This is a genomic window from Massilia aerilata (assembly GCF_042656905.1).
GTDB classification, from domain to species: Bacteria; Pseudomonadota; Gammaproteobacteria; order Burkholderiales; family Burkholderiaceae_D; genus Telluria; species Telluria aerilata.
In genome coordinates this window covers 545954-559992 of the sequence record NZ_JBHSMZ010000001.1, presented here as the reverse complement: position 1 = coordinate 559992, position 14039 = coordinate 545954, and the positions used below count along the sequence as shown (strand labels likewise).

The following is a 14039-nucleotide window of genomic DNA, read 5'->3' as shown; positions in this document are numbered from 1 at the left end:
AAGTGCGCAGGCCGACTCTACGTCGTCCTGGTATCCTGTAGAATTGGTCGCACACGAGATTCCGCCCGGAGAAACGAACAATGAAGAAGCAGATGTTGATGCTTGCGGTGGCAGCGGCGATGTCGGTCCTGTCGGCCCACGTCGTCACCGCGCAGCCCGAGAAGGTCCAGCTGACCACGGCCCAGAATGCGGCCCAACCCGGCACCGGTCCGCTCAAGCCGTCCGCCGCCCAGACCCAGGCCGCGCTGTGGGCCTCGCGCGTGCTGGCGCGCTACCACTACAAGGCGCTGCCGCTGGACGACGCGATGTCGGCCAAGATTTACGACAACTACTTCAAGACGCTCGACAGCGAGAAGCTCTATTTCACCCAGGCCGACGTCGACCAGTTCGCCCCGGCCCGCACCAAATTCGACGACGCGATCAACAACGAGGACCTGACGCTCCCGTTCCAGATCTATAACGTCTACCAGCAGCGCTTCAACGACCGCATGGCGTATGCACGCGAACTGGTCCAGAAGGGCGGTTTCGACTTCACCGCCAACGAGTCGCTGCAGATCGACCGCGAAAAGGCGCCCTGGGCCAAGAATGAAGACGAGGCCCGCGACCTGTGGCGCAAGCGCGTCAAGAACGACTGGCTGCGCCTGAAACTGGCCGGCAAGGACGACAAAGGCATCAAGGAGACCCTCGACAAGCGCTACGAGGGCTACCAGAACCGCCTCAAGAAGCTGAACAACGAGGACGTGTTCCAGATGTTCATGAACGCGTATGCGACCGCGATCGAGCCGCACACCAATTACCTCGGCCCGCGTTCGGCCGAGAACTTCGACATCATGATGCGCCTGTCGCTGGACGGTATCGGCGCCGTGCTGCAGTCGCGCGAAGACTACACGGTCATCCGCGAGATCGTCCCGGGCGGCCCGGCCGATAAATCCGGCAAGCTGAAGGTCGGCGACCGCATCGTCGGCGTGGCCCAGGGCAATGGCAGCTTCACCGACGTGATGGGCTGGCGCATCGACGACGTGGTCCAGCTGGTGCGCGGCGAGCGCAACTCGACCGTGCGCCTGGATGTGCTGCCGGCCGACGCCGGCCAGGACGGCAAGCACGTGACGATCCCGCTGGTGCGCCAGAAGATCAGCATGGAAGAGCAGTCGGCCAAGAAACAGATCATCGAAGTCAAGGAAGGCGGCGTGAAGCGCCGCATCGGCATCGTCTCGCTGCCGACCTTCTACCAGGACTTCGAGGCGCGCCGCAAGGGCGACAAGGACTTCAAGAGCGCGACCCGCGACGTCCAGCGCATCCTCGGCGAGCTGAAAAAGGAGAAGGTCGACAATGTGCTGATCGACCTGCGCAACAATGGCGGCGGCTCGCTGATCGAGGCGGTCGAACTGACCGGCCTGTTCATCGACAAGGGCCCGGTGGTGCAGCAGCGCACCGCCGAAGGGCGCATCGACGTCGAGAGCGACACCCAGGCCGGCCTGGCCTGGGACGGTCCGATGGGCGTGCTGATCAACCGCGGCTCGGCCTCGGCTTCCGAAATCTTCGCCGCCGCGATCCAGGACTATGGCCGCGGCATCGTGATCGGCGAACCGAGCTTCGGCAAGGGCACGGTGCAGACCCTTATCAACCTCGACCGCTTCTCGCAGAGCGACAAGACGAAGTACGGCGAGCTGAAGATGACCATCGCCCAGTTCTTCCGCATCAACGGCGGCACCACCCAGCTGCGCGGCGTGACGCCGGACATCAAGCTGCCGGTGACCTCGGACGCCGAGAACTTCGGCGAGTCGTCCTATGACAACGCGCTGCCCTGGGTGCAGATCAAGCCGGCGACCTACCTGCCGTCCGGCGACCTGAAGGAGCTGGTGAGCCCGCTGCAGAAGCGCCACGACGCCCGCGTTGCGAAGGACAAGGAATTCCGCGACATCGAGCAGGACATCGCCGAAGCCCTCAAGCTGCGCAAGGACAACCTGATCTCGCTGAACGAGGCGGTGCGCCGCAAGGAACGCGAGAACCAGGAAGCCAAGGCTCGCCTGCGCGAATCGCGCCTGGCCGACGCCCAGGAACCGGGCAAGGCCGACGAGCCGGTTGCCGGCCCGGGCAGCAAGGAGCAGCGCGCCAAGGCGCCGAATCCGACCGCACCGAAGAAGAGCAATGTCGCGCTGAAGGGCGCCCCGCGCTCCGACGACGGCCTGCAGGGCGACGAGCGCAGCCTGGCGGCGGAAATCGCGGCCGAGAAGGCGGCCAAGAACGCCAAGGACGTGTATCTGCAGGAAGCCGCCCACATCCTGGCCGACGAGGCCGGCATGTTGAAGGCCGATACGCGGATGGCTTCGCGCACCATGCCATACTTGTCGATGATGAAACAAGCCGGTAACTAGGCGAATGTTAAATACCTAACATAACCGAAAACAGGGTTGTGCTCCAAAAAAGGGCTTTTCTGAGGAAAAGCCCTTTTTATTTATGCCGCACAATTGAAAATTGCGCTTTTTGTAGCTGTGGTACATTAACTCAGCAATTGCAAAGAAAATAATTTTTAACATTGTTCCAGGAGCGCAATATGACAATTCGTTATCTCATCGCTGCAGCCTTGATGGCCAGCGCATGCGCCGCGCATGCCGATGTGATTCCGTCCTCGGGTGGGGCCGGCATCATCAGTGGCAGTAATGTTGCTGGCGCAGTGGGTGACTCGAGCGTGATCGCCGGGGTCAGTCGCGGCGCCAACAGCGAGGCCCTCGTGCAGGCACTGTTCGCCAAGGTCAGCGCCAGCGTCGGCCACGACATGAAAGTCACCCTGAAACAAGGCGTCGACGGCGTCTATGTGACAGGCCTGAGCACCGCCAAGGCGGCCGCGCTGGCGGGCGACGGCATGTCGGTGGTCATGACGCCGGACGGCTTCAAGATCGTCGACAACACCGGCGCTGGCAACAACACCGCCACCTCGGGCGGCGGCGCCAGCAACATCGGCGGCCCCACCTTCACCCCGGCGGTGACCCCTCCGGTCAGCCTGCCAGGCAAAGCCGATCTGGACAATGGCATCCCTGGCAGCCCCGATATCCTCGTCCTCGACGGCAACCCGGGTAATCAGGGCAACCAGGGCAACCAGGGTAATCAGGGCAACCTGGGCAATCAGGCTGGCCAGGCCGCCGATGCGGCTGCGGTTCCGGAGCCGTCGACCATCGCGCTGATGCTGGCAGGCATGCTGGGCGTGGCCGGTCTCAAACGCCGCCGCGCACGCTGATCACTGGCAGAAGGCATCACTCTCGAGCGGGCTGCGGCCCGCTTTTTTTCGTCTGCCGCTTTTGAGCAATGTTCGGGTACAATCTTTGGAACGGTCGTGCTTTTTTGTGCCGGCCAGAAGAACAAAAGGAGACCGCATGGACCTGAATTACAGCAGCGACGACCTGGCCTTCCGCGACCAGGTGCGCGCCTTCCTGGCAGCCGAGCTGCCGTCCGACCTGCAGCACAAGGTGCTCGACCACCTGCGCCTGTCGAAGGAGGATTACGTGCGCTGGCACCGCATCCTGGCGCGCCGCGGCTGGGTGGCCCCCGGCTGGCCGCGCGAGTTCGGCGGCCCCGGCTGGACCGCGGCCCAGCGCCACATTTTCGAGGAAGAGTGCGCGCGCGCCGGCACGCCGCCCATCATGCCCTTCGGCGTCAACATGGTGGCGCCGGTGATCATGGCCTTCGGCAGCCAAGCCCAGAAAGAACACTACCTGCCGCGCATCCTGTCCTGCGAGGACTGGTGGTGCCAGGGCTACTCGGAACCGGGCGCCGGCTCCGACCTGGCTTCGCTGAAAACGACCGCAGTCAAGGGGAGGGATGATGCGGGCGACCACTACGTCGTCAACGGCCAGAAAACCTGGACCACGCTGGCCCAGCACGCCGACATGATCTTCTGCCTGGTGCGCACCGATCCGAACGTGCGCAAGCAGGAGGGCATCTCCTTCCTGCTGATCGACATGAAGGCCCCCGGCATCACGGTCCGTCCCATCGTCATGCTCGACGAGGACCATGAGGTGAACGAGGTCTTCTTCGACAATGTGCGCGTCCCGGTGGAAAACCTGGTGGGCGAGGAGAACCGCGGCTGGACTTACGCCAAATACCTGCTCGGCCACGAGCGCACCGGCATCGCCGCCGTCGGCCGCTCCAAGCGCGAGCTGGCCCGCCTCAAGCGGCTGGCCGGGCGCGAGCAGAAGAACGGCCGCCCGCTGATCGAAGACCCGCTGTTCGGCGTGAAAATCGCCGAGCTGGAGATCGAGTTGATGGCGCTCGAGACCACGGTCCTGCGCGTGCTCGCGCAAGCCCACAAGGCGCCGGGACCGGAAGCCTCGGTGCTGAAGGTGCGCGGCACCGAAATCCAGCAGCGCCTGACGGAACTGATGGTGGAGGCGGCCGGTCCGATGGCCTTGCCCTTCGATGCCGCCTACCTCGAAGGCGAGACGGCGCACAGCGCGATGGACGACGACTTCGCCGCGCCGCTGCTGCCGCACTACTTCAATTACCGCAAGACCTCGATCTACGGCGGCTCGAACGAGATCCAACGCAACATCATCTCCCAGATGATCCTGGGCCTGTAAGGAAGAACACCAATGGACTTCGAATTCAAGGAAGAGCAGCTGCAGCTGGCCGACGCCCTCAAGCGCTGGATCGCGCGCGACTACGGCTTCGAGACGCGCCGTGAGATCGTGCAGTCGGAAGCCGGCCAGTCCGACCGGGCCTGGGCCACGCTGGCCGAGCTGGGCCTGACCGCGCTGCCGGTGCCGGAAGCACAGGGCGGCTTTGCCGGCGACGCCGTCGACATGTTCGTCGTGATGCAGGAGCTGGGCCGCGGCCTGGTGGTCGAGCCCTATTTCGCCACCGTGCTGGGCGCCGAATTCCTGCGCCTCGGCGGCGGCCACGGCGGCCTGCTGGAGCGGGTCGCGGCGGGCGATCTGAAACTCGCCTGCGCGCTGGGCGAGCGACAGTCGCGCCATGACATGCGCGATATAGAAATGCGCGCCACCAGCGCGGCGCCGGACGGCGATGGCTGGCTGCTGAATGGCGAGAAGAAGGTGGTGCTGCATGGCGCCCAGGCGGCCGTGCTGATCGTCTCGAGCCGCAGCGGCGGCGCCCAGCGCGACGAGGACGGCATCACCCTGTTCGCCGTGCCCGCCGATGCGCCGGGCGTGCACATCACCGGCTACCGCATGCTGGACGGCCAGCGCGCCGCAGACGTCCGCTTCGACGGCGCCAGGGTTGGCGCGGATGCCCTCATCGGCCAGCCGGGCGCGGGATGGAGCGTGCTGGAAGCGGCCCTCGATTACGGCGCCGGCCTGCTATGCGCCGAAGCCGTGGGCGTGATGGACGCGCTGTTCGCCGCCACGCTGGACTATCTCAAGACGCGCCAGCAGTTCGGGGTCCCGATCGGCAAATTCCAGGCCCTGCAGCACCGCATGGCCGACATGTACATCCACCTCGAACAGGCGCGCTCGATGGCGCTGCTGGCGGCGGTGCGGCTGCGCTCCGCCAATGGGGACGAAGGTCGTGCGGCCGAGCGGCGCCAGGCGGTGTCCGCGGCCAAGTACCGGGTCGGCCAGGCCGCGCGCTTCGTCGGCCAGCAGGCGGTCCAGCTGCATGGCGGCATGGGCGTCACCGACGAACTGCCGGCCGCCCATTATTTCAAGCGCCTGACGACGATCGAGCTGACGCTGGGCGATGCGGACCACCACCTGGCGCGCTTCATGGCGCAGCCGGGGTTTACGGGGCTCGCGGCATGAAGACCGAGTGGTATTTCGAAGATTTCTACCCGGGCCAGGACATCGACCTCGGCACCCGCGGCGTGAGCGAGGACGAGATCGTCGCATTCGCCAGCGCCTTCGACCCGCAGCCCTTCCACATCGACAGGGTAGCGGCCGCGCGGTCGATCTACGGCGGCGTGATCGCCAGCGGCTGGCACACCTGCAGCATGATGATGCGGATGGTGGTGGACGGCCTGATGGCGAAGTCTTCCAGCATGGGTTCGCCGGGCCTGGACGGGGTGCGCTGGCTGGCGCCGGTGCGCGGCGGCGATACGCTCAACGTGCATTACCAGACCATCCGGGTCAAGGCCTCGGAATCGAAGCCCGACCGCGGCGTGGTGTGGTCGAAGTGGGTGGCGATCAACCAGCACGGCGAGACCGTCTGCACGGTCGAAGGCATGGGCATGTTCGCCCGCCGCGCCTTGCCCTGAGCGCTCTGTTGGAGGCTGTATGGCCTAAGCGGCGCCGATCCGGTACTGATTGCGGCCGCCGGCCTTGGCCTGGTAGAGCAGGGCGTCCGCCGCCTGCACCAGATCAGCCGGCAGGCTGTGCTCGCGCGGCACCATGGACGAGATGCCGATGCTGACCGTCAGGCGCTGGCTGGTGGGCGAGGCCGCGTGCGGCAGGTCCAGCGTCTCCAGCTCGTGCATCAGGCGCCGCCCGACGCCGATCGCGCCCTGCTCGTCGAGCTGGGGCAGCAGGATCGCGAATTCCTCGCCGCCGTAGCGCGCCACCAGGTCCTGGCCGCGGCCGGCGGCGCGGCGCATCGCCCCCGCCACTTCCGCCAGCGTGGTGTCGCCGGCCGGATGGCCGTAATGGTCGTTGTACAGCTTGAAGTGGTCGATGTCGACCATCAGCAGAGACACCGGCAATTGCCCGCGGCCGCAGCGCCGCCATTCCATGTCCAGGCGCTCGTCGAAGGCGCGGCGGTTGGCGACGCCGGTGAGCGCGTCGGTCAGGATCAGGGCGCGCAGGGCGTCGCGCTGGCGCTTGACCGTCAACTGGGTCCGCACCCGCGCACGCACCACGGCGGCGTTGACCGGTTTGCTGATGAAGTCGGCCGCGCCGGCGCCCAGCGCGCGGGTCTCGTCTTCCGGCGACTTGAGCGCGGTGACGAAGATGACCGGGATGTCGCTGGTCTCGGGCGCGGCGAACAGCGCCTTGCACACGGCGTAACCGTCCATGCCCGGCATGACGGCGTCCAGCAGGATCAGGTCGGGATGCTGGCTGCGCGCGATCGCGAGCGCACGCGGGCCGTCCAGCGCGAACAGGACTTCGTGCTCGTCCTGCAGGGCGGCGTGCAGGATCTGGATATTCTCCATCGCGTCGTCCACCACGAGGATGCGGCCGTTGACGGCCATATCGGTCCAGCTCATGCATCCTCCTCCTTGTCCAGTAAAGCGGCCGGCAGGGCCTCGACCAGCGCCGCCGCCGCGTCGAAGCGCAGCGTTGCCACCGCATCGGCCAGCGGCTGCACGGCCTCGGGCGACAGGCGCGCGAGGGCGGGGCGCAGCGCTTCGAACTGCGCCATGGCCTTCATGTTGTTATTTTGTAGCAAATCGCGTAAATGCGCCAACGCGTCCCGCAGTGGCGGCTGTTCAATTGCTGCCCCGGCAAGCCCGGGCTCGGGCGGACCGGCAGGGAGCTCGTCGGGCAGGCTGCGCGCCGCCTCCAGCACGGTCGCCAGCGCAGCCTCCAGCTTTGCCAGGCGCAGGGCCAGCGCAGCTTCGGCATCGAAGCGCAGCGCGTGTTCCAGGTCCTGCGCCTGGCCGGCCAGCTCGGTGGCGCCGAGGTTGGCCGCGACCCCGCGCAGGCGGTGGATGGCCTGGCCGGCGCGCACCCGGTCGCCGGCCGCCAGCAGCGTGCGCACTTCGGCGATCACGCCGCCCTGGGATGCTTCGAAGCGCCTGAACACGGCGGCGAAACCGGCAAAACTGCCGCCGAAGCGCGGCAGCGTGGTCTTCAGGTCGATGCCCGGCAGGAGCGCCGGCGGCATCGCCGGCGCCGGTGGCGCGGTGCCGGGACCGGCCGGGTCGCCCGCCAGGCGGCCGGTCATGCGGCGCAGCGCGTTCACCAGCTCGTCGACGTCGATCGGCTTGGCCAGGTAGCCGTCCATCCCGGCCTGCAGCGCGCGCGAACGGTCTGCTTCCATCGCGTTGGCCGTCATCGCCAGGATCGGCAAGCTGCCATAGCCCATCGCGCGGATCGCGCCGGCCGCCTCGAAGCCGTCCATGACCGGCATCTGCAGGTCCATCAGCACGGCGTCGTAGTGCTGGCTGCGGTCGGCCAGCATGCTGACCGCCAGTTGGCCGTTGCCGGCGAAGTCGACGCTGGCGCCGGCGTGCACCAGCACGTAGTTCGCGACTTCCTGGTTCAGCAGGTTGTCCTCGACCACCAGCACGCGCATGCCGGCCAGGCGTCCGCCCAGCGGCGCCGCCGGGGCCGCCGGGGCGGGCAGCCCGCCATCCGCCAGCTCGGCCAGCGCCTCGTCCAGCGTGGCCGGCGTGAAGGGCTTGGCCAGCACGGCATCGACGCGCAGGTCGGCCGCCAGCGCGTCCAGGCGCTCGCGCTCGGGGTCGGCCGCCAGCAGGGCGCAGCGCGGCATGGCGATGCCGCCGTCGGCGCGCGCGAAGGACAGCACCGAAGCGCCGTCCAGGTCGGGCATGGCGCTGTCGATGAAGGCCAGGTCGTAGCGGCGCCCGCCGCGCAGCAGGGCCAGGGTCCCGGCGCCGGTGGCGGCGCTGTCCACGGCCCAGCCGCGGCCTTCGAGCGCGCGCGCCAGCGCCGCGCGGCTGCTGGTATTGTCGTCGGCGACCAGCACGCGCCGGCCGTCACCGGGCGCGGCGAGGACGGGCGGGGCGCCGGCGTCGAGCCCGAACCGGGCCGAGAAGCGGAAGCAGGCGCCTTCGCCGGGCACGCTGTCGACGCGCAGGTCACCGCCCATCAGCGCCACCAGGCGGCGGCTGATCGCCAGGCCCAGGCCGGTGCCGCCGTACTTGCGGCTGGTCGAGCTGTCGGCCTGCGAGAAGGCTTCGAACATGCGTTGCTGCTGCTCCGCGGCGATGCCGATGCCGGTGTCGCGCACCGCGAAGGCCAGTTCGACGCCGCCGTCGGCAAAATCCACGGCGCCGATCGCCAGCACGACTTCGCCGCGCTCGGTGAACTTGATCGCATTGCCGACCAGGTTGAGCAGGACCTGCTGCAGGCGCATCGGGTCCCCGACCAGGCGCCGCGGGACCGCCGGGTCGACCGCGAACACCGGCTCGATGCCCTTGTGCCAGGCGCCCGCCGTGCCCAGCACCGCGACGCTGGCCAGGACGTCGTCGATGCGGAAGGCGGTGCGTTCGAGCGCCAGCTGCCCGGCTTCGACCTTCGAGTAGTCCAGCACGTCGTTCAGCATGGACAGCAGCGAGCGCGCCGCCATCTGCATCCGCGTGACGTAAGTGCGCTCGCGGCGCTCCAGCTTCGCTTCCTCGAGCAGGCGCGCCAGGCCGATGATGGCGTTCATCGGGGTGCGGATCTCGTGGCTCATGTTGGCCAGGAACTCGCCCTTGGCGCTGCTGGCCGCTTCGGCCGCGCGCAAGGCTTCCTCGAGCCGCGACTGGGTGCGTTTCAGTTCGGTGATGTCGGCGTGCAGCATGTAGAAGCCGCGCACCCGGCCTTCCATGTCGAAGTCCGGGATATAGCTGCCCCAGGCGTGGATGACCTGTTCGCTGCCCTTGCGGTGCAGCTGGCGCTCGAAGAACTGCGGTTCGCCGCGCAGCACGCCGTCCAGGTAGGGCTGGACCTGGGCCATCTGCACCTCGTCCAGCAGCTCGGCAGCGGTGTGGCCGATCACCTCGCGGGCCGGGCGTCCCAGCCACTCCAGATAGGGGCGGTTCGCGAACTGGCAGCGCAGCCCGGCGTCCCAATAGCCGACCAGCGCCGGCAGGTGGTCGGTCACGGTGCGGATCATGCGCTCGCTCTGTTCCAGGCGCTGGCTGGCGGCGCGCAGGGCGGCGTCGGTCTGGACCCGGACCGTGATGTCGCGGATGGTGCCGTGGACGATGCCCTTGCCGCCGATGTCGACGCCGTTCAGCAGCACGTCGGCGTGGAACAAGCTGCCGTCACGGCGCATGTGCATCCATTCGAACTGCCAGGTGCCGTCGTCGATCGCACGCCGCAGGTATTCGTTCGCCAGTTGATCCGAGCGGCGGCCATTCGGCTGGAACTCGGGCGACACGCTGGCCGGCGACAGCTGCAGCAGTTCGTCGGGCGCGGCGCAGCCGAACAGCGTGGCCGCGGCATGGTTGGCGCTGACGAAGCCGGCGCCGTAGGCGACCAGCACGTGGGCGTCGGCAGACCCCTCGAAGAGCGCGCGAAACAGGGCTTCGTTGTCGCGGTTGCGCTCTTCCTGGGCGCGCCGCTCGGTGATGTCGAGCACCACCGCGTTGATGCCCGCCAGCTCGTTGTCCGCCCCGTACACCGGGTAGTAGCTGCACATCCAGTGGCGCATCACGCCCGGCTCGGCGGGCGAATCGCCGCTGTCCTCGATTTCGATCAGCGGCCGCCCGCTGGCCAGCACGCGGCGGTAGGGCTCCTCGACCGCCACGCCGCGCTCGCCCAGCAGCTCGGGCAGGGTGCGGCCGATGTGGGCCGCGGCCGGGATCGCATTCACCGCCGCCAGGTAGTCGTTGACCATCACGATGCGCAGCTCGCGGTCGAGAAAGGCCAGGCCGACCGGCGCGGTAGCGTACACGGTGGAGAGCAGGGCGTTGGATCGCTGCAGCTCGTTGGTGCGCGCCGCCACCAGCGCTTCGAGGCGGGTCCGGTATTGCAGCAGGTCGCCCTCGACCTTGCGCAGCGCGCGCGCCACCGCGGCCGCTTCCTTGATGCGCAGTTCGGGAATCCGCAGCGGCTGGCCGCGTCCGAGATCGGCCGCGGGTTCCGTCAGGGCGCGGACGTCGCGCGCGATCGAACCCCCGATGCCCCATGCCAGCAGCAGGCTGGTGCCCAGCAGGATGCCGATGCCGGCCAGGGTCGTGCCCGGCGCCCGGCCCAGCAGGTCGCGCTGGGCGTGGCGCGGAAAGCCAATGGTGACGGTCCAGCCGTGGGCCGGCGTGCCGGCATAGGCCGCGTTGACGAATTCGTGGCCGGGCCGGTCGAGGACCGCCCTGCCGCTCGGGCTGCGCGCCAGCGCCGCCTGCAGTGCCGGCGGGATGGAAGCACCGATGGCCCGCCCCGGATCGCCGGCCGCCGCTTCGCCGCTGCGCGCCACCAGGCGGCCGTGGTTGTCGTAGACCTGGGCGTCCCAGTGCTCGGGCAGCTGCTGGCCGGCCAGCAGTTCCGTGATCCGCCGCGGGCGCTGCTCGACCGAGAGGGCGTAGGCCACCTTGCCCTCGCGCCAGACCGGCACCGCGATCGAAATCACCCAGGGCTGGGCTGCGTTCCCGCGATGCAGGCCGGAGGTGACCGCATCGCCGCTTGCGAAGACGCGCCGGATGTCGGCCTCGTTGCCGCTGCTCGCGAGCGTGGCGCCCCAGGGCTGACGGGTGTCGACCAGGTCGCGGCCGTCGGCGGCGCTGAGGACGAAGGCATACACGGGAAATTCCGGACGCAGCACCCGGCGCGCGGCGGCGTGGAACGCGGCCAGGTCATCCTGCGCAAGGCTGGGCTGGCTGGCGAGGGCGCGCGCGGCGGTCTCGCCGTTGTCGAGATCGCGGTCGACCGCCGCCGCCAGGGCCCGTGCGATCATCTCCGCATCCTGCGCCACGTGCAGGGCTTCGCGGCGGTCGGCGTCGCGCGCGAACGCGAAATAGCCGAGCAGGATCGGCAGGGCGCAGGCGAACACCAGGGTGATCAGCCGCGACCGGATCGAAGGATAAAAACGTCGATGAAACAGCTGCACTGCACGCTCCGGCGCCATCGCGGCGCCCATGCGCCGCGTTCAGGCGTATTTTGCCAGTTCCAGTTTGGCGATGGCGTTGCGGTGGACCTCGTCCGGCCCGTCGGCCAGGCGCAACGTGCGGTTGCCGGCCCATTGGTAAGCCAGCGGGAAGTCGTCCGAGACCCCGGCCGCGCCGTGCGCCTGGATCGCCCAGTCCAGCACCTGCTGGGCGACGGTCGGCGCCAGCACCTTGATCATCGCGATCTCGGACTGGGCCTGCTTGTTGCCGACGGTGTCCATCAGCCACGCCGTCTTCAGGGTGAGCAGGCGCGCGGTGTCGATGCGGATGCGGCTTTCGGCGATGCGCTCGCGCCAGACGCCCTGTTCGGAGATCTTCCGGCCGAAGGCGATCCGGCTGTCGAGCCGGCGGCACATCAGTTCCAGCGCGCGCTCGGCCACGCCGATCGCGCGCATGCAGTGGTGGATGCGGCCCGGGCCCAGGCGGCCCTGGGCGATCTCGAAGCCGCGGCCTTCGCCGAGCAGGATGCTGTTTGCAGGGACGCGCACGTTCTCGAACAGGATCTCGCAGTGGCCGTGCGGGGCGTCGTCGTAGCCGAACACGGGCAGCGGGCGCTTGACCGTGATGCCGGGCGTGTCGCTGGGGACCAGGATCATGGCCTGCTGCTGGTGGCGGGCCGCTTCCGGATCGGTCTTGCCCATCACGATGAACAGCTTGCAGCGCGGGTCGCCGGCGCCGGAAATCCACCATTTGTGGCCGTTGATCACGTATTCATCGCCTTGCTTCTCGATGCGGGTGCCGATGTTGGTGGCGTCGGAGGAGGCCACGTCCGGCTCCGTCATCGCGAAGGCGCTGCGGATCTCGCCATTCAACAGGGGCTCCAGCCATCGCCGCTTGTGTTCTTCCTGTGCGTAGCGCTCGAGCGTCTCCATGTTGCCGGTGTCGGGCGCCGCGCAGTTGAAGACCTCGGGCGCCCAGGCGACCCGGCCCATGATCTCGCATAGCGGGGCGTAGTCGAGATTCGACAAGCCTTCGGGCGCGCGCTCGGAGCGCGGCAGGAACAGGTTCCACAGGCCTTGCTGGCGGGCGAGGGGTTTTAGCCGCTCGACCAGTCCGGTCGGCTGCCAGCGGTTTCCGTTCGCGCCGTTGCGCTCGACTTCTTCCTTGAAGGCTTTCTCATTCGGGTAGATATGCTCGTCCATGAAGGCGAGCAGCTTTGCCTGCAGTTCCTTGCAGCGGTCCGAATAGTCGAAATTCATATCGTTTATCTCCTTTCAGGCGCTTGCGCGGGATAGGGCGCGTTCGGCGAACCGCCAGGCCATCTCCGCCATCGGCCGCGCCGCTTTCCCATTCTCCAGCGCCTGGCTACTTGCTGCGGTGCCGTCGACATAGCGCTTCATGATGCCCTGCATGATGCCGGCCAGGCGGAACAGGTTGTAGGCCAGGTAGAAGTCGAAGTCCTCGCGGCGGATCGCGCGGCCGGTGCGGCGGGTGTAGGCGGCGATGTATTCGTCTTCGCCGGGGATGCCCAGCGCCGGCAGGTCGAGGCCGGCGATGCCGCGGAATTTGCCGGGCGGGATATGCCAGCTCAGGCAGTGGTAGGAGAAATCGGCGGCCGGGTGGCCCAGGGTCGACAGTTCCCAGTCCAGCACGGCGAGGATGCGCGGTTCGGTCGGGTGAAAGATCATGTTGTCGAGGCGGTAGTCGCCGTGGACGATGGCGGTATCGTCGCCGGGCGGGATATTCCGCGGCAGCCATTCGATCAGCCTGTCCATCGCCTCGATCGTCTCGGTTTGCGAAGCCTGGTACTGCCTGGTCCAGCGCTCGATCTGGCGCGCGAAGTAGTTGCCGGGCTTGCCGTAGTCCGCCAGCCCGATCGCGGTGTAATCGATCATGTGCAGTTGGGCGATCACGCGATTCAGCTCATCGTAGATGGCCGCGCGTTCTTCCCGCGCCATGCCGGGCAGGGACTGGTCCCACAGCACGCGGCCCTCGACGAACTCCATCACGAAGAAGGCGCGCCCGATCACGGCTTCATCGAGGCACAGCGCGTACTGGCGCGCGACCGGGAAGCCGGTCTTGTGCAGGGCGTCCATCACGCGGAACTCGCGGTCGATGGCGTGGGCGGAGGGGAGCAGCCTGGCGGCGGGCCCCGGCTTGGCTCTCAACACATAGTGCTTATTGGCGGCGCTGAGCTTGAAGGTCGGGTTGGACTGGCCGCCCCTGAACTGCTCCACGCCGGGCGCGCCGCCGGGGTAATCCACGACATGCTGCTGCAGCCAGGCGCCCAGGGCTGCGGTGTCGAAGCGCTGGCGTTCGGATACGGGCTTGGTGCCCATCATCTCTTCAAACATCCCATCCTCCGTCGTTCCCGCGAAGG

General features: G+C 68.1%; 9 protein-coding genes. 5 read left to right on the top strand and 4 right to left on the bottom strand.

The window, feature by feature from the left end; translation table 11 throughout:
• The first annotated feature begins 80 nt into the window (after positions 1-80).
• From ACFPO9_RS02470 to ACFPO9_RS02450, 5 genes are all read left to right on the top strand, one after another.
• Positions 81-2375, top strand: coding sequence for a carboxy terminal-processing peptidase (locus ACFPO9_RS02470; RefSeq protein ID WP_379766535.1), 2295 nt, complete (start codon positions 81-83; stop codon positions 2373-2375).
• A gap of 179 nt (positions 2376-2554) precedes the next feature.
• Entirely contained in the window at positions 2555-3235 is a 681-nt protein-coding gene (locus ACFPO9_RS02465; RefSeq protein ID WP_379766532.1) for a PEP-CTERM sorting domain-containing protein, read from the top strand.
• A gap of 136 nt (positions 3236-3371) precedes the next feature.
• On the top strand, positions 3372-4574 hold the full coding sequence (locus ACFPO9_RS02460) for an acyl-CoA dehydrogenase family protein (protein WP_379766529.1): 1203 nt from the start codon (positions 3372-3374) through the stop codon (positions 4572-4574).
• Between the two features lie 12 nt (positions 4575-4586).
• On the top strand, positions 4587-5753 hold the full coding sequence (locus ACFPO9_RS02455) for an acyl-CoA dehydrogenase family protein (protein ID WP_379766526.1): 1167 nt from the start codon (positions 4587-4589) through the stop codon (positions 5751-5753).
• Positions 5750-6205 (top strand): MaoC family dehydratase, encoded by a 456-nt coding sequence (locus tag ACFPO9_RS02450; RefSeq protein WP_379766523.1) that lies wholly within the window; start codon positions 5750-5752, stop codon positions 6203-6205. The genes ACFPO9_RS02455 and ACFPO9_RS02450 overlap by 4 nt, the downstream gene beginning before the upstream one ends.
• 24 nt (positions 6206-6229) lie before the next feature.
• Here ACFPO9_RS02450 and ACFPO9_RS02445 read toward each other — a convergent pair whose 3' ends face one another.
• Genes ACFPO9_RS02445 through ACFPO9_RS02430 form a run of 4 tightly spaced genes read right to left on the bottom strand, consistent with a single transcriptional unit; the run spans position 6230 to position 14013 of the window.
• Positions 6230-7150: a diguanylate cyclase gene (locus ACFPO9_RS02445; RefSeq protein ID WP_379766520.1), complete on the bottom strand. Its 921-nt coding sequence runs from the start codon at positions 7148-7150 to the stop codon at positions 6230-6232.
• Positions 7147-11691 carry a PAS domain-containing protein gene (locus tag ACFPO9_RS02440; RefSeq protein WP_379766517.1) on the bottom strand — a complete coding sequence of 1515 codons (4545 nt, stop codon included), beginning with the start codon at positions 11689-11691 and terminating at the stop codon, positions 7147-7149. Before ACFPO9_RS02440 ends, ACFPO9_RS02445 begins: the two co-directional genes overlap by 4 nt.
• Before the next feature lie 9 nt (positions 11692-11700).
• A complete protein-coding gene (locus ACFPO9_RS02435) occupies positions 11701-12918 on the bottom strand; it encodes an acyl-CoA dehydrogenase family protein (protein ID WP_379766514.1) in 1218 nt (405 codons plus the stop codon).
• 15 nt (positions 12919-12933) lie between these two features.
• On the bottom strand, positions 12934-14013 hold the full coding sequence (locus ACFPO9_RS02430; protein WP_379766512.1) for a phosphotransferase: 1080 nt from the start codon (positions 14011-14013) through the stop codon (positions 12934-12936).
• Between the last annotated feature and the right edge of the window lie 26 nt (positions 14014-14039).

What these genes read in the sequence shown, in the direction of transcription:
- ACFPO9_RS02470 (WP_379766535.1), top strand. Translation starts at nt 81, where the DNA reads ATGAAGAAGCAGATGTTGATGCTTGCGGTGGCAGCGGCGATGTCGGTC.
- ACFPO9_RS02465 (WP_379766532.1), top strand. Translation starts at nt 2,555, where the DNA reads ATGACAATTCGTTATCTCATCGCTGCAGCCTTGATGGCCAGCGCATGC.
- ACFPO9_RS02460 (WP_379766529.1), top strand. Translation starts at nt 3,372, where the DNA reads ATGGACCTGAATTACAGCAGCGACGACCTGGCCTTCCGCGACCAGGTG.
- ACFPO9_RS02455 (WP_379766526.1), top strand. Translation starts at nt 4,587, where the DNA reads ATGGACTTCGAATTCAAGGAAGAGCAGCTGCAGCTGGCCGACGCCCTC.
- ACFPO9_RS02450 (WP_379766523.1), top strand. Translation starts at nt 5,750, where the DNA reads ATGAAGACCGAGTGGTATTTCGAAGATTTCTACCCGGGCCAGGACATC.
- ACFPO9_RS02445 (WP_379766520.1), bottom strand. Translation starts at nt 7,150, where the DNA reads ATGAGCTGGACCGATATGGCCGTCAACGGCCGCATCCTCGTGGTGGAC.
- ACFPO9_RS02440 (WP_379766517.1), bottom strand. Translation starts at nt 11,691, where the DNA reads ATGGGCGCCGCGATGGCGCCGGAGCGTGCAGTGCAGCTGTTTCATCGA.
- ACFPO9_RS02435 (WP_379766514.1), bottom strand. Translation starts at nt 12,918, where the DNA reads ATGAATTTCGACTATTCGGACCGCTGCAAGGAACTGCAGGCAAAGCTG.
- ACFPO9_RS02430 (WP_379766512.1), bottom strand. Translation starts at nt 14,013, where the DNA reads ATGTTTGAAGAGATGATGGGCACCAAGCCCGTATCCGAACGCCAGCGC.